The organism is Nocardiopsis sp. ATB16-24 (assembly GCF_030271535.1).
In the GTDB taxonomy this organism is placed as follows: domain Bacteria; phylum Actinomycetota; class Actinomycetes; order Streptosporangiales; family Streptosporangiaceae; genus Nocardiopsis.
The window spans coordinates 304,017-324,148 of record NZ_JASCXJ010000002.1; the positions used below are offsets into that span (position 1 = coordinate 304,017).

Annotated in this window: 16 protein-coding genes and 1 tRNA gene; 6 read left to right on the forward strand and 11 right to left on the reverse strand. The window is 65.4% G+C overall.

Features of this window, described 5'->3' with window-relative positions:
* Positions 1–17: 17 nt before the first annotated feature.
* The 5 genes from PFX91_RS03420 to PFX91_RS03440 are packed head-to-tail and all read right to left on the reverse strand — an operon-like array spanning position 18 to position 4,636.
* Positions 18–1,091 carry a glycosyltransferase gene (locus PFX91_RS03420; protein WP_285729331.1) on the reverse strand — a complete coding sequence of 358 codons (1,074 nt, stop codon included), beginning with the start codon at positions 1,089–1,091 and terminating at the stop codon, positions 18–20.
* The gene (locus PFX91_RS03425) at positions 1,088–1,852 is read right to left on the reverse strand and encodes a hypothetical protein (protein WP_285729333.1); all 765 of its coding nucleotides are present in this window, start codon (positions 1,850–1,852) and stop codon (positions 1,088–1,090) included. Before PFX91_RS03425 ends, PFX91_RS03420 begins: the two co-directional genes overlap by 4 nt.
* Complete coding sequence (locus tag PFX91_RS03430) at positions 1,849–2,742, reverse strand: MDR/zinc-dependent alcohol dehydrogenase-like family protein (RefSeq protein WP_285729335.1); 894 nt, start codon at positions 2,740–2,742, stop codon at positions 1,849–1,851. The genes PFX91_RS03425 and PFX91_RS03430 overlap by 4 nt, the downstream gene beginning before the upstream one ends.
* Complete coding sequence (locus PFX91_RS03435; protein ID WP_285729336.1) at positions 2,742–3,599, reverse strand: phosphoenolpyruvate carboxykinase (ATP); 858 nt, start codon at positions 3,597–3,599, stop codon at positions 2,742–2,744. The genes PFX91_RS03430 and PFX91_RS03435 overlap by 1 nt, the downstream gene beginning before the upstream one ends.
* Positions 3,596–4,636 carry a phosphoenolpyruvate carboxykinase (ATP) gene (locus tag PFX91_RS03440; protein ID WP_285729338.1) on the reverse strand — a complete coding sequence of 347 codons (1,041 nt, stop codon included), beginning with the start codon at positions 4,634–4,636 and terminating at the stop codon, positions 3,596–3,598. The genes PFX91_RS03435 and PFX91_RS03440 overlap by 4 nt, the downstream gene beginning before the upstream one ends.
* A gap of 165 nt (positions 4,637–4,801) precedes the next feature.
* Between PFX91_RS03440 and PFX91_RS03445 the strand changes: the two genes are divergently transcribed.
* Positions 4,802–5,932 carry an NsdA family TPR-like regulatory protein gene (locus PFX91_RS03445; protein ID WP_285729340.1) on the forward strand — a complete coding sequence of 377 codons (1,131 nt, stop codon included), beginning with the start codon at positions 4,802–4,804 and terminating at the stop codon, positions 5,930–5,932.
* On the opposite strand, the gene PFX91_RS03450 is transcribed toward PFX91_RS03445, so the two are convergent.
* The 3 genes from PFX91_RS03450 to PFX91_RS03460 form a co-directional block, all read right to left on the reverse strand.
* A complete protein-coding gene (locus PFX91_RS03450) occupies positions 5,926–6,324 on the reverse strand; it encodes a DUF397 domain-containing protein (protein WP_285729545.1) in 399 nt (132 codons plus the stop codon). The genes PFX91_RS03445 and PFX91_RS03450 overlap by 7 nt on opposite strands.
* A gap of 402 nt (positions 6,325–6,726) precedes the next feature.
* The gene (locus tag PFX91_RS03455) at positions 6,727–6,909 is read right to left on the reverse strand and encodes a DUF397 domain-containing protein (protein WP_285729546.1); all 183 of its coding nucleotides are present in this window, start codon (positions 6,907–6,909) and stop codon (positions 6,727–6,729) included.
* Positions 6,902–7,729 carry a helix-turn-helix domain-containing protein gene (locus tag PFX91_RS03460; RefSeq protein ID WP_285729341.1) on the reverse strand — a complete coding sequence of 276 codons (828 nt, stop codon included), beginning with the start codon at positions 7,727–7,729 and terminating at the stop codon, positions 6,902–6,904. Before PFX91_RS03460 ends, PFX91_RS03455 begins: the two co-directional genes overlap by 8 nt.
* A 180-nt stretch (positions 7,730–7,909) precedes the next feature.
* Here PFX91_RS03460 and PFX91_RS03465 point away from each other — a divergent pair, with 180 nt between their 5' ends.
* From PFX91_RS03465 to PFX91_RS03485, 5 genes are all read left to right on the forward strand, one after another.
* On the forward strand, positions 7,910–8,422 hold the full coding sequence (locus PFX91_RS03465; protein WP_285729342.1) for an ATP-binding protein: 513 nt from the start codon (positions 7,910–7,912) through the stop codon (positions 8,420–8,422).
* Between the two features lie 970 nt (positions 8,423–9,392).
* Complete coding sequence (locus PFX91_RS03470) at positions 9,393–10,250, forward strand: replication-relaxation family protein (protein ID WP_285729343.1); 858 nt, start codon at positions 9,393–9,395, stop codon at positions 10,248–10,250.
* 1,018 nt (positions 10,251–11,268) lie between these two features.
* Positions 11,269–11,541, forward strand: a complete 273-nt coding sequence (locus PFX91_RS03475) for a helix-turn-helix transcriptional regulator (RefSeq protein WP_285729344.1) — start codon at positions 11,269–11,271, stop codon at positions 11,539–11,541.
* Complete coding sequence (locus tag PFX91_RS03480; RefSeq protein ID WP_285729345.1) at positions 11,531–13,003, forward strand: tyrosine-type recombinase/integrase; 1,473 nt, start codon at positions 11,531–11,533, stop codon at positions 13,001–13,003. The genes PFX91_RS03475 and PFX91_RS03480 overlap by 11 nt, the downstream gene beginning before the upstream one ends.
* A 295-nt stretch (positions 13,004–13,298) precedes the next feature.
* A tRNA-Lys gene (locus PFX91_RS03485) sits at positions 13,299–13,371 on the forward strand.
* A gap of 309 nt (positions 13,372–13,680) precedes the next feature.
* Here the strand turns inward: PFX91_RS03485 and PFX91_RS03490 are convergent.
* The 3 genes from PFX91_RS03490 to PFX91_RS03500 form a co-directional block, all read right to left on the reverse strand.
* Complete coding sequence (locus PFX91_RS03490; protein ID WP_285729347.1) at positions 13,681–17,073, reverse strand: NACHT domain-containing protein; 3,393 nt, start codon at positions 17,071–17,073, stop codon at positions 13,681–13,683.
* A gap of 451 nt (positions 17,074–17,524) precedes the next feature.
* The gene (locus PFX91_RS03495; protein WP_285729348.1) at positions 17,525–18,619 is read right to left on the reverse strand and encodes a helix-turn-helix domain-containing protein; all 1,095 of its coding nucleotides are present in this window, start codon (positions 18,617–18,619) and stop codon (positions 17,525–17,527) included.
* 58 nt (positions 18,620–18,677) lie between these two features.
* Complete coding sequence (locus PFX91_RS03500) at positions 18,678–19,343, reverse strand: hypothetical protein (protein WP_285729350.1); 666 nt, start codon at positions 19,341–19,343, stop codon at positions 18,678–18,680.
* Between the last annotated feature and the right edge of the window lie 789 nt (positions 19,344–20,132).

Below are 20,132 nucleotides of genomic sequence, written 5' to 3' on the forward strand. Positions count from 1 at the left end.
CCGCGGCCAGGGCCGCCTCACTTGTTCTCCCACAGTTCAGCGGCCAGGTGGGCGTAGACGGCACCGATGTCCCGCCAGCGTGCCGTTCCTTGCTGTCGGCCTCTGTCCACCGGGGCTGGGAAAGGGTGTTCGTCCAGAGCGGCGAAGACGGTGGTGGGGCCTTCGTGGGGTGGGTAGAGCAGGCGGGGGTGGGCGTCGGTCATCTCACGGATCGCGGGTAGGTCGGGGGCGATCACCGGCACGCCGAAGGAGAGGGCGGTACCCACCGAGCTGGGGTGTAGGACGCGGGTGAAGAATTCCCAGGGCCCGTCGGTGCGGTAGGGGCACAGGGCGACGTCGGCAGCGGCGTACAGGGTGGGCACGTCCTGGGTCTCCACCCGCTCCGCCAGCAGGTGCACGCGCTCTTCGTGACCGATGATGCTGTGTTCCAGGTCCGTGACCAGGCCAGGGGTGCGTTCTGGGCCGGCGATGAACAGGTGGGCCCGCCATGTCTGTTCCAGGAAGACCCGCGTGGTGGCGGGGAGGTCCTTGTAGTCGGTGAGGTTGCCCAACACCAGAACGGCGGGGGTGGCGGCGCGCATCCGGTCGACCATGCCGGCCAGGTGTACGGTCGGCGGCCTGGGGGTGGAGCGGTGGGTCAGGCCGCCCCATCCGGCGACGGTGATCGGAGCTTGAGTCAAGGAAGCGAGATGGTGGGCGTCGGCATGGGTGTGGGTCACCACGGCGTCGGCCAGCTCCAAGACCCCGTGGGCGGCGATCCGGTCAGCCTCCCCCGGTGGTGCTCCGTCGATGGGCAGCAGGTTGTGGACGGTCCAGGCCACCTTCCACCCGGCCTCCCGCAGCGCGCGCAGGTGGGTGAGCATGACTTCGGCCGCCGCCACGGTGCGCATGCCGTCACCGCCCCGGTAGAGGCGTTTGAGTCGGTGGAGGTTCACCACCCCCGGCGGCCCGGAGCGGTCGTGCAGGGCGGGCAGGTCGGGGGTGAACTCCGGGGCCAGCTCAGGGGCGTGAGCGTGGAGTTCACGGAAGTAGGGGCTGGGCCAGGTGGGGTAGTCGGTGATGATCACCCACGGCCGCGTGTGTCGGATCACGGTGTCTCCCGGTCGATGTGGTTCCACCAGGCCGTGTGGGACCGGTGAAGGCGTGCACAGGTGTGGGGGGTGCGCTCGGGGCCGGTCCACTCCAGGGCGACCTCCACCGTCTGGCCGTCGTGGATACGTTCGGCGACGCGGCGGGCGACGAGGGTGTGGGTGGTGTCGGCCAGTCCCGACCCGTCGTCGCTCAGGTGCAGCACCCGCGTGTGGGGCCACAGCCGTTCCAACCGGTCCATGGCTCCATCGCCTCCGTTGGCGAGGGCCCGGGCGAGTTGGGTGGTGTCGGCCAGCAGGCTCACCCCGTGGTGGGTGAGCAGGTCGCCCAGTGCTCGTTGCGGGCCCGTTTCCAGCCAGCCGGGGTGGTGGAGTTCGACCACCAGCGGCAGGCTCACCTCGACCGGTTCGCCGACCAGGTCGGTAAGCGGGTGGCAAGCCAGCAACCGCACCCACCCGGCGCCCAAGACCTTGGCGGCTGCTGCGAGCGCGGCCAGCTCCTCACGGGCCTGGTGGCGTTGGCGGGAATCGGTGCCGTACACGTGGGCCAGGTCCACGTCGGCGGTCACTCCGGTGATGGGAACTGTCTCCCGAGCGGCTTCACACCAGCCCAGGAGTTCTCCAGAGTCGCGTCGGGCCAGGTCGAAGCCGCGAGGGCCGCCGCGCAGGTGCACGAACCCCATGTCGTGGGTGTGGGCCCATGCCAACAGGTCGGGCACCGAAAGCCCGCGTACCGAGATGCTGTACAACCCCACCGGTGTCATGTCCACTCCCACAGCACGATCGGTTCGGTGGGCCTTCGACCGCGGCGCAGGTCGGCGTAGAACTCCGGGGCCTGGCCTGCGGGTAGGGAACGGCACCAGGACGCCAACAGTCGTTGTTCGTCAACGTCGGCCAACCAGCCCAGGACCCGGTCGAACGTGTCCTGGTAGGTAGGGTCACCCGGGGTGATTCCGGCGAGTTCGTGCATCCCCACCACCACAGCCCCGGACCGGTGTACGGCGAGCGCGTCCAACGCCGTGTCGGTGTCGGGGGTGCCGAGCAGTCCCACCACCGTCCCCGGCCCGGCCACCTCCAGAGCCCTTTGGGGCTGGCCGGTGGCGTCTACGACCAGGTCCGCCCGACCCGTCTCAGGCCGCGTCATGCAGGCCAGGCCGGGCAGGTGGGCGATGGGTGGAGTGTCGGTGCGCCGAGTCCACAGGCGGATCCGGTCGGCGCCCCGGCGCCGCAGCTCCAGGACGCATCCGGCGGCCACCGGCCCCGACCCGACCACCACGGCCTCGTCAAGGTCGATGCCCTCAGGCAGGCGAGTCAGGCCACAGGCGGCCATGAGTTGGAAACGCCCCATCGCAACCAGGTGGGCCGGGAGGCGGCCGTCGGCCTTCACCGCTCCGGGAATGTGGGGGGTGAAGGCGGCCCCGTGCGCGCAGGGCGCCAGAATCCACCCTCCATCCGGAGTACGGGCCATGTTCATGTACCCGGCATCACGGTCGGGGCCGTGCTCGGTCTGGGCGAGGTGGCGCAGTTCGGTTCCTGGGCTCAGGACGCTCACCTGGGCACGGACCATCCCCGGGGCGCTGGGAGTGAGAGGGAGCAGTCGGGCGCGGCCTTGCGTGAAGCGCACCCGACCGGAGGTGGACAGCGGCATGCTCATCACCCCTGTCCCACGGTCGAGACGGAGCTGGTGATGTCTTCGACGGCCGCGGCGATCAGGTGCGGGTCGCCCCACAACCCCGTCAACGGGAGCTGGTCTGAGGCGTCGTCGACCAGCGCGGCGCGGAGGCGCACCTGCGCCTCAGTCTCCACCAGGCGCAGCGGCTCCGTCGTGCTCACCCGATCCACCAGATGGGCGCTGGCACCCCACCACACCGTGGTCGAGGTGTGGGTATCCAGGCGTTCGACGGCGACCTCGGACAGATGGGGGTCGCCGTCGACCCGGATCCAGATGGCCGTGGCCATAGGAACGCCGTTTCTGATCGGCGCGGGTGGCCACAGGTGGCGCAGGTCCGCCGTCGCACTGTTGGGACGAGGGTGGGGGAAATGGGGGAACCAGCGGGCGGTGGGGGCGGTGCGTACCACGAACGCACTGGTCCCACCCACGAGTCTGGCGCCGTCCTGGCTGATGTGGACGAGGGCGACGTCGCCGGCCACCGGGTTCCAGCCGCGCAGGGCCAGCGCGGTGGTCACGAGGGTCTTGCCCGCCCCGTGCCCGCCCAACAGCAGTACGGCGCGAGCGCCGTCAGGGGTGGTCAGGGCGGTGGCGTGTACGCACACGGTGTCGTGGGTCAGGTGGAGGCGGTGCAGGTGGGCGTTGATCACCCTGCGGGCCTCGGCTCGCTCATCCAGGCCGCTCACATCCACGGCGGTATCGGTGTCGGGGACCGGTACGGGCAGGGTCGCAGGCACCCCGGGGATGTGGGGGGCCAGGGTCGGCCACCACCGCAGCAGACGCTCATCGGCCTTCACCCGCAAGGTACGTTGCGCACTGGACAGCTCGAACACCTGGTTCATGAGCGCACCCCCGCACCTGGAGGTAGCGCTGGCGACAGCGCCTCCCACACCGGGGCGGTGGGCAGTGCTGCCGAGTCTGGGATCGTCAGATCGAACCCGTCCACGTCAGTGAAGACCTTCTCCCCGCTCCTAGGCGGAAGGGTCGGCGCCGCCCCGGTCAGACCCAGCAGGTCGCTGGTGTAGAGGCGTTGCACGGGGATGTCACCAGCGCTCACCTCGGCCATGTTCCGGGACCTTTGCGTCCAGGGACGGCAGGAGGGGGTCGGCGTGGGACCGGAGCGGACGTGCACCACCGTTCCCAAGGGGGTCGGTGGTGCGTGGGTGAATCCCAGGGTGCGGTGCTCGGCCAGGCTCAGCACCAGGCGTCTGCGCTGGGGGCCGCCCACCATCCTGCCGATCTGTTTCGAGGAGGGTGCGTTGAGGCCGTGGGGCAGGCACACCCGTGTCGGCCATCCCACCACGGTCCCGTCCGGGCCGACCATGACCAGGTCATCGGCCATGAAGGTGGCCCCCAGCTCCCGGCAGGCCCGGTGAGCGAGCGTGGACTTACCACCCCCTGGTACCGCGACGAACAGCACGGCAACGCCGTTGAGCGCCACGGCTGAGGCGTGCAGCATCCGCCGCCCGCACGCCGAGAGCCGGGACGCGAAAAAGGTCTTGGCCAGCCACGCCGACCAGTGCGTCTGGTCGGTGTAGGTGGAGGAGACCATCAGCCGGGTCAGGCGTCGCCCCCGGTCGACCTCGATGGCCACCGGTGCGGACTGGGGCCGGTAATAGCCCACGGCCCGCAGTCGCCCGTTCTGGTTGCCGGTGATCGTCAGGGACGGCCCGCCCGGGCGCAGCTCCAGCCGGGGCCACGCCCGGCTGTCCTCAAGGACGGGGTGGCCGGGCAGAATGTGCAGGGACCAGTTCGGGTCCGGCCCGGGACGAAGTCGTTCGCACGCCTCCCCCATGGCCGTGACCACGTGGTCGACATGCCCGGCCTCGGGTGAGGCCACCCCCAGCCGTAACCCGTCCAGCAGTAGTTGGACGCCCACGTCACCTCCCGCATCATGTTTTCGAGACGCCGACGCGGGTGGAAACACCCGCGCTTGGATCACCATCTCCAGGCTCCCCGGCGACGCTGCGAGGCCGCCAGTGACGATCACGGATGAACACGGACGTTCGCGGGAACCCCTCGTAGAGCGAGGGAGGATCCCCCTATGACGACTTCACACCAGGCCCCCCGTCCGGCGTGGGCTCGGGCCCTGCGTGAGGCACGCACGGACCTGGGGTGGGACGTGCACCGGCTCGCGGTGGAACTCCTACGCGCCGCCGGCCCCGAGGCCACCGCCACGACCGAGTCCCTGACCAGGCGCATCCGGGAATGGGAGGCGGGCCGCAGCACCCTCCGCGAGCGCTACCGTCTGCTGTTGGCCCGCGTGCTCCAAGTGGACGCCGAGGTGTTCACACAACAACCGGTGGGAAGCGGCGACGCGGCCAGGGTGCGTGCGATCACCTCCAACGTCATCGCCTTGGATGAGATGACCGGCGGCGCAGATCTGCTCCCCATGGCGGTGCGTACCGCGCGCTCGGCGCACCAGGCCGCGTGCACGTCCGGAGCCGCAGAGATGGCCTCGGCTGCCGCTGAGGCGTTGCAGGTGGCCGGTTGGTCGGCGTTCGACGCCGACGAACACCTGTTGGCCAGGAGATTGACCAGCGCCTCGGTTCTGACTGCACGGGCTGGTGGGGATCGCGGTAGCGAGCTGTTCGCCTTGACGCAGTTGGCGATGCAGGACGCCCATGAACACCGCCCTGATCAGGCCCGGCAGGTGTGCGAGCACACTCTCGACGAGCAGCTCTCCCCGCGGGTGCGGGGCCTGTTCGAGTTGCGGTTGGCTCGGGCCCAAGGGCAAGAGGGAACACCTGGCCGGGCAATGGAGACGCTACGCCGAGCCCGTTCGCGGCTGCGGGGTGAGGCCCAAGACCGTGATCCGCCGTGGGTCTGGTGGATCACGGAGGCGGAACTGGCATGGCACGAGGCTATGATCCACGCCGACAACGGCGCTTGGGGCCGGGCGGTGGAGTCGTTCGAGAGCGCTCTTCATGGGCGGCCTGCCACCTACCACCGTGGCGCCCTCAATGACGCCTCCCACCTCGCGCATGCTCTGGTGCGGGTGGGGTCATGGCAGGGCGCTCAGGAGGTGCTGGCCAAGGCGGTGATTCCGATGTTGGGCCACATCCGCTCGGGACGCACGCAAGCTCTGCTCGTGCAGGTCCAGCAGTTCGCGAACCAGACCAAAACTCCAGCATCGGTACGGGAGCTCGCCGACCACGCAGCCTCGGTTCAGTAGCGGCCCACCCGGCCCATCCTTGCGTAGGCCTCGCTGGTGTGGTCCTCCTCGTACTGGCGGCGCTCGTATTCTTCACGGGCTTTGGGGGTGAACAGCGGGGAAGGGAACCACTCGGCGGGCTGGTCGGCGCGTTCGCGTTGGAGGGCGATCTCTTCTTCGGTGAGGTGTTCTTCGGGGATGTCGAACTCTCCGTCGCGGACGCCGAGGGTGAAGGCCTCCCATTGGGCGGGGGTGAAGAACAGAGTGCCCTTCTCGGGTGACTTGCCGTCGCGGACGGCGCGGAAGCCGTCGTCGAACTCGGCGACCTCCACGGTGGCCTCCGATTCGGGGTCGGAGAGTGAGGAGCGCATCCATACCGCGTCCGTGATGTCGTGCCACTTCTCGTTCCCCATGGCCTCGGGAGGGAGTTCAGTGGTGCTCTGCTCGGTCACGTTCTCCTCCTGGAGAGGGTGTCGTCGGGGGTCTGCTCGCGCTCTCGCAGGGATGCCCGCTTTGTAAGCTGATCAGCGAGGTATGGAACCGGCTCTCCAGGACCGTGGGCACCTGGATCCGCAAAGCCCGTGACGTGACAGGAAAAGCCCTGCCTGAGAACACGCTCTGGAACCCTGCCCTTCGAAGCGCGTAGAGAGTGTCTGGCCCTCATCGCCCCTGCAAGGGGTAGCAGCCCAGAGCACACAGGGCAGCCAATCCTCATCGCCGCAATGACCAATACGCACTGTTACTGGATAGGTCAGAAGTGACCTGGTAAGGGAGAACCCCACCGGGGCCTACAGGTTGCAGTGGATGGAAAGTCGCTATTTCCCGCTGTCGGCTTGAGACAGGGAGAGAAGGAATGCTCCCCAGGACTCCAAAGTGAAGGTGAGCTGGCCGCGTACACGGTTCTGGGTGTCTCGCACGTCCGCGCCTGTGCTGTGCTGGCGGACCTCGACACACTCGTTCGACCCGCCGCTGTAACTGCTCTTGTGCCAGTCACTCATCATCGATCTTCCTCATCTCGTCGCGGACGGCCTGCAAGGTCTCCTGCGGGTCGCGAGCTGCTCCCTGAAGGGCCGTGAACAGCAAGCGGCTACGAAAGATACCAGCGGAGTCGGTGATGATCCGCCCTTCCTCGGCCGATTCCATGTACACCACCTCCGGTTCGTCAGTGGTGGTGATGATCCGTCGCGGGCCTGAGTTTCCCGCATGGCGAGGAGAGTTCGTCGGAACCATCTGCACAGTCAACCGGTCGCGGTCTACCAGGTCGGCGACATGAGCGAGTTGCTCTCGTTGGATTTGTGAAGAGCCGTAGCGACGGGCCAGCACGCTCTGGTCGATGATCAGCCAGAGCGAGGGAAGTTCGGCCTTCGCCATGCGCTCTGCGCGTTCCCGACGCTCCTTCGCGAGGGCTCGAACCTCTCGCCCGGACAGCCAGGGAGACCCGTAGCGGATGAGCGCGTGAGCGTACTCCTCCGTCTGCAAGTAGGAAGGGAACACCAGGGGCTGGTACTCGTACAGGGCGTCGGCGGCGTGGGTGCGCTGGGTGACCTCGTGCAGCCACACCTGGCGGCCGGAACCGGTCAGCTCCTCCCAGAGCTTTTCCAGCCTGCCGTCGCTCGCCAGGATCTCGTCCAGGAACTTGCGCAGCCACGGCCGGGCCATCGCCCGGCCGTTCTCGATGTCGGACACGTGCGAGTCGCTGATCGTGGTGCCGCGCAGGCTGACCCGCCGGGCCAGCGCCTGCTGGGTGAGTTCGGCCTCCCCACGCAACCGGCGCAGCTCCCGCCCGAAAGCCTTCAGAACGCGTTCGTCTGTGTGCATAAAACCATGGCAGCACATCGAACCCCAGCCCGTGGGGCATTCCACAGAATTCCAGCACCGTATGGAAGATTCGGGAACTCTCCGCCCGGACTTCCCCCGGAAAAGGGCCCGACCACATCCTTTCTTCGTGGACGCAACAGCAGCGATCACGGCCACGGCGAAAGGACCCGGTGGAAATCCATGACCACGACCCAGACCTCCCTCGACCTGCCCAGGCGCATCCGCCACACCGAACCCGACACCAGCGGCCTGGTGTGCGGCCACCACCCCCACCACGTGAAGGCGGCGCGCCGCTGGGCGGCGCAGGCCACCAGGACCACCCCCTCGGCCGCCCACCCGCTGCTGGTGTCCCTGGCCGAACTGCACGCCAACGCCCTGCGCCACACCGCCTCAGGACTCCCCGGAGGCCGGGTACGGATCCAGATCCAGCGGAGCCCGCGCCTGTTCCTGCTGTGTGTGGGCGACGACGGTCCCAAGCCCGGGGAGCGGGCCACCGTGCCCGCCGCCTCGACGAGGCTCGGCTCGAAGGTACGGGCGTTGTCCTTGGCCGAAGGCGGGTACGGCCTGGCGCTGGTGGACGCGATGGCCCTGTACTGGGACTTCTCCGGGAACAAGGGAGGCCCGTTGACGGTTCGTGCCGCCTTCGACCGTTCCGGGCGGACCCGCCTGCCCCTGGGAACCCCAACGCGATGACGTTTCCGAGCGGCAGGTATTGAAGAACCTCGTTCACCCAAGTGAACATCGACCAGCCCTGCGGAAGCGACGCCTTTTCCGCAAGGTTCGGGTCTTTATGCCCTTTGTGTGGTGTGGGTGGGAAGTGCGGTTTCGGGTGGCGTACGAACCCGGGACCAATGACACCCATCCATGCAGCACACAACAGATGACAGAGAAAGTGGAGGCGCCCCGGCCCGGTGTTAGCGGCACCAAGCCAGGGCTGAATCCCCACCTGACACAAGCAGGAGGAGATCGTGGAGAAGCCTAGCGGTCGGCACCGCAAACCCGTCCGAGGATGGGCACAGCAGGTGCGGTGGCTGTTCGGTGCAATGCTCGCCGCGGTGCTGTGCAGTTCCGTGGACGTCCGGCGACCGGAACGGCGCCCACTGCCAGCGTCTCGCTCGGGAGTACGGGAACACCCGAGGTCCTTGCCCGCCACCGGGACCGTTGTGCCTGGAGTGCAGAGGCCACGTTCGGGAAGTGCTCTGGCCGCAGCCCGACACCCACGCCCGGTTCCCCGGCCGGTGCGGGTACCGCGACCGCGTGAGCCCCACCCCTCCGATCAGGGCTGGTGTGTCGATGACGACGGGGTACGCGGAGTACGCCCCTACCTGTTCCACCGCCCAGGACCGGCACCTCACTTTCGGGAACGGGTGCCGGCCGGGCCGGGAGAGTTCGATGAGCTGGCCGGCCTGGTGAGGACCTGGCTGGCCACCCGACGCTGAGAAACCCCACCTGATCTCCTTGGGGCGGTGCCACATGCGTGGTGCCGCCCCAAGGCACTGAGGGGCATGAGCACCCACCGAACCCGCAGTGGACTCGCACCTGGGGACCCGAACCGGGGAAACCGGTGGGTAAAGGTTCTGCCTCCCGGTGTCGAATCCGCCCTCTTCCTCGGCTTCTTCAACAAGTGAGAGGCGAAGAACAGCCAAACCCAGGGAGGATGTGCGTGAACGACTACGACAAGACGCTGATCCGGCTGGCACCCCGGATCACCGACCGGGACCGGCAGATCCTGACCGGCTTGTGGGAGCACCAGGTGCTGACCACCCACCACCTGCACCGCATCTACTTCCCCGACACCGGTCCACGCCGTGTCCGCTTCCGGCTGCTCACCCTGCACCGCTACGGAGTCATCAACCGGTTCCGCCGCCACGCCCACGACCGCAACGCCCCCGACCACTGGATCCTGTCCCCCACCGGAGCCGTACTGGTCGCCCTGCACCAGGGCAGGGAACCCGACGCGTTGAAATTCCGCTCCGACCGTGCCCTGGCCATGGCGCACTCCCCCCGGCTGAACCACATCCTGGGCCTGGCCCAGACCCGGGCGCGCTTCGCCGAGAGCGCCCGCCAAGCCGGCGCCTGCTTGCGGAAATGGTACGGAGAACGCGAGTGCGAGCGTCGATGGGGCACCTACATCCGCCCCGACGCCTACGTGCGCTGGCAGCAGGACGAAGCAGTGGTGCACGCGTTCGTGGAGTACGACACCGGCACCGAATCGCTCTCACAACTGCGACGCAAAATGACCGGCTACACCGCCCTGGCCCACAGCAGCGCCCTGTCCTCCATCGTGCTGATCCTGGTCCACTCCGACCAGCGCGAGGACAACGCCGCCCGCACGCTCGCCGCCACCTGCACCGGCACGGTCGGGGTGTACCTGACCACCCACCACAGACTGGACCACCAGGGGGCCGCCGAGCCGATCTGGCGCCTGGCCTCCTGCACAGACCGGGTACCTCTGCGCGATATTCCCCGCGCTTATCCCCTCCAGAGGGAGAGCACCGCGCTGGAAGACGAAGAGCGGTGAACACCCGGGCCAACGGGTGGGCCTGTGACTGGGCCTGCATCTGCTCCGTTCGGGCCTCCGCGTGGCGGTCCGGCCTTGGGTGGACCACCCCTGACAACAGTCACAGTGCAGGTCACGCGGGCTTGGGGGTGGTCCACCGGCCGCCCCGGCTGTCTACCCCAGGAGGTAGTCCTCTTCACGTGGGGCGGGCGCGCCACGGGGTGTGCGGGGGCGTGAATGCCCCCGCACACCCTCACCCGCAGGTCATCACCATCCACGGTGCTCCGCTTTTCCTCTGCTGGAAGCTCTTGCCGCCTGTCGGTTCTGGTCTTTCCCGTACTGCTCCGTGCTGGTGGCGTGGTGCGGTCAAGATCAACCGGCCGGCCAAGGAGGACGGCGGCGTGTCCACGCTTCTCACGCACCGCTCTCACGGCGGCGCGGGTCTGCTCATCGCTTTGCCGGGCGAGTGGTGGCGGTGCGGTAAGGGCGCGACCTCGCGGTCGCCGATCGCATGTCGCATCCAATTCCGGGCTTCCCTCTTAAAGGACATCAGCAAAGGGGAAGAGACTTCTCTGATCGGCAAGAAATCAGGTGGCTTCACGTTGGTCTGTGATGGTTCCATCCCCGGATGGAGACCCTCTGTTTCCTGCACACCGACGACGAACTCCTCAATGAGACCGCTAACAGCGCCAACCTTTTGTGCTGGACCACAGTTCTGGGCCATACGTGATCATCGCTGGGCAGGGCGGTGTGGGGCCTACATGCGCCCCACACCGCTCCACAACCCAGCCCTGCCCCTCAGGACCCAGGTCTGGGTCGCTAGGCCGACACGGGCCACACAGCGCCCAAGCCAGGAGAAACGGCATACCACCCGAAACGGATGGGTGGTGGACAGGAGCATGAATCCGTTGGTGGACAGACCGAATCCGCTTGAACTTCTCGGCGAGGTTGAGCGTGGATGCGTGGTGCCCCGCACCACGCGGGGTCGCGCACCGCATCCAGGCAGGTCACAGGTGGTGGGGAGGTGGGAGAGGTGGGCATGAACCCTCAGATCATGCTGGATGAGGTGGGCTCGTTGCCGGTGGTGCTGGACCCGGTCACTGCCGGGCGTCTGCTGGGGATGAGCCGCACCACTACTTACCGTCACCTCAAAGCGGGCACGTTTCCCGCTCCCGCTTACCGGGTGGGACGGTCCTGGCACATCCCGACCGCTGGAGTCCTCCTCCACCTCGGCCTGGACCCCAACACCTTGCTGGAATGCGGGTGTGGTGCGCGCCGCAACGAACACCAGGAGGCCGACCTTGGCCGCTAATGAAGGTTCCACGTTCAAACGGTGCGGATGCCGCGACGAGATGACCAACAAGCTCCTCGGCACAAAGTGCCCGCTCCTACGCCGCCGCACCGGGACCTGGAGCTCCACCCACGGCCGATGGGGCTACCAGATCGAACTGCCGCCCACCCTCCAAGGAAAGCGGCGCCAAGCCCGCCGTATCGGACTCCCCAGCCAGGAGGACGCACTGGAAGCACTCCAGCACATCCGCTCCTTGCTCGACCTGGCCGAGAGCGACCACGAAACGCTGGTGCAGATCGCGGATGTGATCCAGGGCTCGATCAAAGCCCGTGCTCCTTTGCCTGCCCTGCGGGAGGTGCAGCGGCGTATCAACGTCGGGGTGGACGTGCGCACCGAGGTGCCCACCGTCGAGCAGTGGCTACACGAGTGGCTGCGAGACAAACCCGGCCTGACCGAGAACACCCGTCGCTCCTACACCGGCCACATCCGCAACCACCTCATCCCCCACCTGGGAAAGATCCGGGTGGACAAGCTCCAGGCCCGCCACGTGGAGGCGATGTTCGCCGCCATCGAGGAGACCAACCAACACGTGCTGGAGTGCCGCGAGGCCGACGACGTGGCCGTACGGGACTCGGTGAAGGGCAAACGGGTGGTGTCACTGACCACCAAACATCGCATCCGCGCCACCTTGCGCAGCGCCCTGTCCGACGCTGTGCGCCGCCCCGACCTGCCGGTCACCGTCAACGCCGCCTCCCACGCCCGGCTGCCCACCTGCCCTCGCAAGAAGCCACTGGTGTGGACACCGGACCGGGTCGAACAGTGGCAGAAGAACGGCACCGTCCCCGGGGAGGTGATGATCTGGACCCCGGAGCAGACCACCCGCTTCCTCGCCCACGCCCGCAAGTACACCTGGCTGTACCCCATGTTCCACCTGATCGCCGTCAAAGGACTCCGACGCGGCGAAGCCGTAGGGCTGCCCTGGGCCAACACCCGTCTGACCGACGCCGAGATCGACATCCGCACCCAGATCGTCCAACTGGGCTGGCAGACCCACACCTGCACACCCAAGAGCGCGGCCGGGGAGCGCACCATCACCCTGGACACCGACACCGTCCGCATCCTGCGCGCCTGGCGACGCCACCAACTGGAGGCCAAACTCGCCGCAGGAGCCGACTGGACCGACACCGGATTGGTGTTCACCCGTGAGGACGGCACCGCCTGGCACCCGGCACAGGCCACCGACTGGTTCGCCCGCATCGCCCGCTCCGCCGGGTTGCCGCCGATCAGCCTGCACGGGCTGCGCCACGGGGCGGCGTCGATGAGCCTGGCCGCCGGAGTGGACGTCAAGGTCGTCTCCGCCGAACTGGGACACGCCACCACCCACTTCACCCAGGACACCTACCAGACCATGTTCCCCGACGTGGCCAAGGCCGCAGCCGAGGCCACCGCGGCGATGCTCAAACCCACCGCCGCCAGGGCATAGACACCACCACACCACCGGCCCCTGCTCGAGCACACGCACCACCGCCCGAGCAGGGGCCGGTGGTGTGTGCGGCCCTTCGCCCCGGCCTTCCGGCCAGCCTGATGGTTTGTCCTGCGAGGTCAGATGCTCGGTGATGGCTCCGCTGTCGCCGCTACGTCTCCTCAGCCAGGGACCTGGAGTGTTCAACCGATGAGGAGGCTTCGGTCCTGCGGGGGCCGTCAGACGCCCAGAACCCGTGTGGCTGCGGTAGAGTTGTCCCCGGCGCAGGCTGGGAGCACGCTCCGAGTCATGTCGCGGGCCTCTAGCTCAATCGGCAGAGCAACGGACTTTTAATCCGTGGGTTCGGGGTTCGATCCCCCGGGGGCTCACTCCGGTTTTCCCTTACAATCCCTCCTTTTCAAGGGTGTAAGGGTATCCTCGAAGTTGCTTTGAAGCCATCCACAGTCGCTTTGTGGATTCACTATCATTCTTTTTTTATTGCAATCGCAAAGGGTCGGGCCGGCAAGGCATTTTTCTCCTATGGCCTGAGCAAAGAGGCTTTTGCTAAACGGGGTCATCCTTATTGTATCATGCAATGTGCTATGTCCAGCTGCGGTTGGGAATTGGTCGCTTCATGATTTCTGTCGATGTCCCGTGCTGGAGTTCATCGAGAGATCCTGATAAAGGATTTCTTGTAGTTAAATTCTTCCGGCATCTCCGTGGAGATAAACATCAGGGTGGGCCTCAAATATAAACCCCTGAAATGCTTCCCTGTTGCGAACTTCTTGCCCCTTGAGGATGTAAACAGATAGGTTTTTTAATTCCGAGATCGGGGAAAGGTCGATTCCTGGGCGTGAGCTCACAAGGCTGAGGTGTCGAAGTTTAGGAAGCGAAGCCAGTGGAGTCAGGCTCTGAAGATTGACGCACCCATCCAGGTAGAGAGCTCTCAACTGAGTCAAGCCGGACAGGGGCTGCAGGGTTTGCACGCCCGACCCTGTCAGCGACAGGAGCTTTAGTCCTTCCTGGGCACGAAGAGGGTCGAGATCGATGCTCGGCCCCAATCCATCGAGAACCAGCTCCTTGATATTTAGATTAGAAATCGCTTCGATGCTAGAAACCCAAGAGCAATAACCTAGGTTCATCGAGTTGATTCTGGGTGCCCGGGCCGTCACTTCAGTAAGGCTGCAATCCAGGTTCGATCGCGTAAGGCACAATGATTCTATGCTCTCTGAAAGAGGAAGCAGATCGACCTCTCGGAGTCCTGGGCAGTTATAGAGCCACAGCTTTTTCAGTCCATCCTGAGTCCGGAGTGGTGAGTAGTCTTCGATGGAAGACAAATTCCTCAGGGTTAGGTGTTCAAGTCGAGTTATTTGGGAAAGAAAACCTATGCTCCTGATGCCCGAGATTCCAATATTGAGATCCTTTAGTTTTGTGAGGTGGGTCAACGATTCTACGTCGGACGAATCGTCAAGTTCGGCACCAAAGCGCTCTATATTTTTCCCATAGTGGCGCAGAGCGGAAATCTCTATTGGTTCTGTTCGAGTGATGCTTAGGTATTTCACGTTGGGCGTTCCTCTGAGGAAGTCCAGGTTCCGCAGCTGAGGAATATCGACCATGAGGGAACGAAGCCCAGAAATGTGGCGTAGAGAAGCAAGCTGCCGATGAGAATCGACGAAGATTGCCGACTCCTCTGAGAGCATGTCCGCGAGGATGAGACGTGCGTACTCATCGGGGTCGAAGTACTTCCACGCACTTTCTAGCTCCATGCGCACCTCGGCACGGGGGTCTTTCCGATAGCCCGCGAGTCGCTCCAAGGCTCGGGGCCCGTTGACCAGTGCCGCTGCGTGTACAGTTGCCGCTGCCTGTTTCTCAGTCAGCCCGTCTAGGCTCTCCGGCAGTCGGTCGAGCACTACCTCTCCAGCGGTGGAAAGCGACCGTGCGGTCGCCCTGTCCCTGGGTGGCACCATCTCGTCCACACAGGCGTGGATTTTGTCCCGAAGTTCCAGCGGCACCATGGGAACGGTCTCCAAGCAGGCAGCGAGCAGCAGCTTCAGGTAGCGGGCCCGCTGGGGCTCAGCAGCAACCCGTGCCAAGACCCCGCTCAACAGTTCTCTCAACTGCGGGCCGTTGGCGTGTCCGGCCGCCATGATGACAGTCTCCCGCCAACTGGCTAGGTGGGCGCGGGCAATTAGGTACTCGATGTCGTGGTCGTACACTGCCTGCTTGGCTGTCAGGTACTCCTGGACGGTTCGATGCACGAAGTCCACTCGACCATCCACCGGTTCCCGAAGTACCCCGCTCCGTTCCAAAAGGTACTCAATCACTGTCTCTGGAGACCCGTGCACGCCCTGCATAGTCGCGGTCCGCTCCTCCACCTCGCGAAGCACCACCGACTTGGGCAGCTCGGTGCGTTGAGAGGACGACAGACGCCAGGCCAGCCCCTGAAGCATCCGGAGCTTCTGCTCGTAGTCCAGCTCTAGGTCACTGAAGGCCGGGATGTGCCGTTCGTCGTCGCGTCGGTCCAGCAACATGGCCAGAGTGGCCGCATACAGACCCATCCGGTCCCGAGGCAGCCGAGTGGCGTGGTCGAGGTTCAGCGCGCACAGCATCGCTGCCAGCAGGGGAGTTGCGGCCAAGGAACGCAGGTGAGGTGCGCTCTCGAGACGGGCCAACAGTTCAGCCTCGTAGCGTGGCAGCTCCTCCGCCTCACAGGGCAGCCCAGGCGAAGCGCTGATCGCTTGATGCCACTGACTGACCAGTTCACGCAGGTCGGCGGGCCCCATCGGCATCAGGTGGGCGGTGTCGAACGACTCCCCTTCCAACCAGCGCGCACTGGCGGCTGCGGGTCTGCTGGTTACCACGACTCTGACATCGGGGAAGGTCGCCAGCAGATCGCGGAGCCATTCGGGCACTCGGCGGCGTTGGGAAGCAGAGAGTTCGTCCACCCCGTCGACAAGTAGCAGGGCGCGCCCGGAGGAGAGCCGTCGGTGGACCCAGCCACGAGGCATCATCCCGGTCAGAGAGTCGGCCACACCCTCCAGAAAACGTTCCGGACGCGGGAGGTGCCCGTCGGCGTGGCTACGCAGCTTGATTAGGAACGGGGTGTAGCCGTTCCACACCCCCAGATCCGAGTCGAAGCCTCCGCGCACGGCGGTGATGGCCAGCCAGCGCAGCAGTGTGCTCTTGCCTGAGCCAGCCTCGCCCCGGATGAGAGTTCGGCGACGACCACCCAGAGCACTCTCTACTCGCATGGTGGCTGTCTCGGACGCCTTCTCCCCGTGGAGCTCTTCGGTCAGGGGAAGGTGGCCATAGTGCTGGTCACGGGTATGGCCGGTGTGACGTCGATCCTCGGTGGACACGCTCAGGCTGATGTAGGCCACGCTCAATGAGGTTCGCGGATGGTAGCGACGTATCCGGACCCCGAAGAGCTCCACGTGGTCGAGGGTACGGCTGATGTGGTCGGCATAGCGGCGACTGAACTCCTCATCGTCGTCTGTGCCCTCGGGCGCATCCAGGCTGCGTTGCGGCAATCGAGCGAGCACTGTGGAGACCTGCTCGGCCAGACCGGTCAGTCGGGAGAGCGTCTCCGCCGATGCGCGCGCAGGGAACTGGGGAAGGGAGATGACGATCCGGGCCAGGTCCTCGCAGCATTCCTCCAAAAGGATCTTGAACAGACGGGCTCCTGCCTCGCCCAGTTCAAAACGCAAATCCCGGTGAGGCATGCGGGCGAGGATTTTACGGGTGAGAACGACCGGGTCGACATCGGCGCCTATCAGCTTTTCGTCTGATAGGTCGGCCTGCTCTAGGGTGTCGGTCAGCTCGGCTAGGACCGCCGCGCGGTCCGCGTCGTCCAGGCCGCGGAACTCCTGCTGACACAGGGGTATCAAGCGATCCGCCACTGAGAGTGCGATGCTCTCTAGTTGGAGCTCGACCCTTCGGCGCAGGAGGGTGTCCCGGAACGTGAGCCTGATGAGCTCGGTCAGATCCTTGTCTCGGTCGGCGGCGGTGGCTCGCTGTGCTAGCCATATCGATCCCGCTCTTGTGCCGACCACCTTGGCTACGCCCAGCGCGGCCGTCTCTACCATCGCCATGTGTATCCCTGGGGGCTTGTCCTTCGAGGGGTGCGCCAGGCTGGTGAGGTAACGGAATCCCTTGGAGGACAGCCGCTTCAGCCCAGACCCTCTTGACGATAAGGGGTACTGACGACATGTGGTAGGAGAACAGAAAACCTGCTTCGAAACTCTCCGCAGTACACGTAGACAGCTACGCCCAGGCATGGCCATCTCTTCAGCGAGGGCGCTCTGGTCGCGGCAGAAGGGACGGTTGTCGGGGATTTTGGACTAGCACAGCGCACACTTCATCGAAGCAGTCTTTCATACCTCTACCATGTCCCAGAACTTCTCAGAACGGGGAACAGGGGTAGCACCTACAGCACGACAGGAGTTCCCAGGGCCGGAACTCGGCCTCGAAGCCGTGGGCCCCAGCCCAGAGCGGCTTGTGCGTACTCTGATGACCGAGTGCGGCTGCATGCTATCCCGGCGTCTATTTGCTGGGCACGATCCGTAGCACAGGCTTCCGTGCTGAGGTCTTGCCTCTCATATTCGAACCTTGTTGTGAGGTGAAGGACAGTCCGAACATGAGGCTGTTCAGTTCGGTAAGGGGAATGTGCAGTTGTTCGGCCACCGTGGCGGGATTTTGACCTTGCCTGCGCAGGAGCGTGAAGATCTTGGGAAGTACCTGGGAGGTCTCCCTGCGAATGCCGTCTGGTTCGCTGCGCCGGTACCCCATCTCGGCGAGCTGGCGACACGTGGATCGATATTGCCAGTCGGTGAGCAGTCCTAGGTCGTGGAGCCGGTGTGCTAGGGCCATGGCCGAGACTCGCCAGATGGCCTTGGCCTTGAGGATCTGGTCCACCTGACTGCCTGCGGGCATACGGGCCACTACGTCGGCGCGGGGCATGAGGAAGGCGCTGGCGAACTGGTTGGCCTCACGTTCGGCCTCAGGGCCGTTCAGAGGACGTTCGTGTCCGTGTATCACCAGGTGGCCGAGCTCGTGGGCGGCGTCGAAGCGTCCGCGTTCACCGCTCTTAGCCGTGTTGAGGAACACGTAGGGAACGGAGTCGCGCCAGAAGCTGAACGCGTCCACTTCTTGGTGCTCGGTATCCAAGGAGAACACACGGATGCCGTGGGCCTCCAAAAGGTGCACCATGTTCGGGGCCGCGGTGTCACCCAATTCCCACATGGACCGCACCATCTCCGCTGCGGCCTCGGGCGAAGGCTTTCCGTAGGTGGGTACCGACGGCTCGGGCAGGGTGAAACGTGCGGTGAGCCAGTCGTTGAACTCGATCGCTAGCGCGGCTTGGGCGCGTACGGCCTTCTGCTTGCGCATCGAGGTCTTGGTGCGAGCGCGGAAGGCTACTGCCTTGGAGGGTACTTCTTCGACCTCGTCCGCGCCGAGGAAGGCGGGTGGGAACCCGAGAGCTTCGGCGATCTTCTCCAGAGTTTCTCGGGTGGGAATGGCGTGGGCGTTCTCGTAGTTCGACAGGCTCTGCTGGGATATTCCGGCCATTTGCGCCAACCGCGTTAGAGTCAGTGCTCTGCGCTCCCGTGCGAGTCGGATGCGTGATGGCGTGGCCATAGTGTGTCGCCCTGTCAGTTTCCGGGCCGGCCGGGTGCATTCGGCCGGGGTGCTCGTCTCAACGGAAGTCGATCGGGATATCGACCCCGTCTGGTCCTTCGTCGTCCTCAGGGAAGATGACCGCATCAATCTCTACCGGGGGCAGGTAGATGCGGTCGTACCAGTTGAGGATGCGTCCCCGCTTGTCCGGAGGGTGGGGCAGGGACAGTTCACTATGCCAGACGGTGCGCCCCCTGCTCGGTTCATGGATGCGGTAGGCCAGGAAGATCCACACCTGCACGTCGTCCAGGTCGGCCAGTTCCATCGGGTCTGGCTCTGAAACCTCGATGGGAAGTGAGAGCTGGTCAGCTTCGCGACCATCAGCTAGAAGAAGGCGACCGTTGGGGCCTCGAGGGTGCTTGTTGTGGGGGGTGGCATGCGGGTTACCAGTGTTGTGGTCACCGGTGAGTGTCTGGAAGGCCAGGGTGCGTTCGGGGTTGATCGTGAGGTCGATCTGCAGGTGATAGGCGTTCCCCCAGCCATGGCGCGCCTTCTGCTCTGACCTTAACCCAGCGAGGCGTTCTTGGTAGGCGTACCACCCCGGTGCTGATTTGCCGTGGTCGCCGGTGGCTCGACGCAATCCGGCCTCCCCCATGCGTAGGGCCTTGTCCATGACTGGCCAGGAGGTTCCCAGTCGGGCCAGGCGTTCGTGGTATCCGTCTGGTTCAAACGCGAGGTTGAGCAACAGGCACCTCTCAACATGGATGACTTGAAGAAAACTTACCACGTTCGTGGTTGAATTTCTTAAAGCGCAGGGCGGCTTGCCCGGATCGTTCGGTGTGTTCACGGGCCAGGTACAGTGGTCCGGTTCGCCCTTGTCGCTCAGGTGTTCACCGTGTAGTCGTAGTTCCCAGCGGTGATAGCTGGGTCAAACAACGCAGGTACTCGCTGTGGTGGTCACCAGCGGTGTTCAGTTCGGGCATACCCGAATCCACAACGTCACTGCTCCGCTGTTTTTGTCATCGGTACCGGCGCGCCCGGGAGCGAGACTGCAGAAAACCGAACGGGGCCCTCTCGCCATGAGAGTGGCTGTGGACTGTTAGTGGGCGAGGGGAGGGCGTCTCAGCCAAGACTGTTGGAACCGGAGTGGAGCACACAAGGGAAGGCCTTCGAGGAAGTGGCAGCACGGGCAAGGCTGGCGAGCATACATCGAGCGGAACCAAGGTGAAATGGGCACCCGATTTATCCACCGAACCCGCTCTGAACTGCGGGTCTATCACGGACAAACGGTGTGATCACGCTTATTAAAAGTCCGTTGCTCTGCCGATTGAGCTAGAGGCCCGTGGACTGTCCCGAACTGCGGTCCGGACCAGCGCCGGGACAACTCTACCGCAGCAGCACGGGTTCTGGACGGTCGGTTCGCTCGGTGAAGACGGGTTCTGTTCCCCTCCCTGGTACCCCGGACCCGTGACTCGTGCGGGGGACGGGGGCTTGTGTCCCACCCTTCCACACCCTCACCCGCTCTATGGCGAGT

What these genes read in the sequence shown, in the direction of transcription:
- PFX91_RS03425 (WP_285729333.1), bottom strand. Translation starts at nt 1,852, where the DNA reads ATGACACCGGTGGGGTTGTACAGCATCTCGGTACGCGGGCTTTCGGTG.
- PFX91_RS03430 (WP_285729335.1), bottom strand. Translation starts at nt 2,742, where the DNA reads ATGAGCATGCCGCTGTCCACCTCCGGTCGGGTGCGCTTCACGCAAGGC.
- PFX91_RS03435 (WP_285729336.1), bottom strand. Translation starts at nt 3,599, where the DNA reads ATGAACCAGGTGTTCGAGCTGTCCAGTGCGCAACGTACCTTGCGGGTG.
- PFX91_RS03445 (WP_285729340.1), top strand. Translation starts at nt 4,802, where the DNA reads ATGACGACTTCACACCAGGCCCCCCGTCCGGCGTGGGCTCGGGCCCTG.
- PFX91_RS03450 (WP_285729545.1), bottom strand. Translation starts at nt 6,324, where the DNA reads ATGGGGAACGAGAAGTGGCACGACATCACGGACGCGGTATGGATGCGC.
- PFX91_RS03455 (WP_285729546.1), bottom strand. Translation starts at nt 6,909, where the DNA reads ATGAGTGACTGGCACAAGAGCAGTTACAGCGGCGGGTCGAACGAGTGT.
- PFX91_RS03460 (WP_285729341.1), bottom strand. Translation starts at nt 7,729, where the DNA reads ATGCACACAGACGAACGCGTTCTGAAGGCTTTCGGGCGGGAGCTGCGC.
- PFX91_RS03465 (WP_285729342.1), top strand. Translation starts at nt 7,910, where the DNA reads ATGACCACGACCCAGACCTCCCTCGACCTGCCCAGGCGCATCCGCCAC.
- PFX91_RS03475 (WP_285729344.1), top strand. Translation starts at nt 11,269, where the DNA reads ATGAACCCTCAGATCATGCTGGATGAGGTGGGCTCGTTGCCGGTGGTG.
- PFX91_RS03490 (WP_285729347.1), bottom strand. Translation starts at nt 17,073, where the DNA reads ATGGCGATGGTAGAGACGGCCGCGCTGGGCGTAGCCAAGGTGGTCGGC.
- PFX91_RS03495 (WP_285729348.1), bottom strand. Translation starts at nt 18,619, where the DNA reads ATGGCCACGCCATCACGCATCCGACTCGCACGGGAGCGCAGAGCACTG.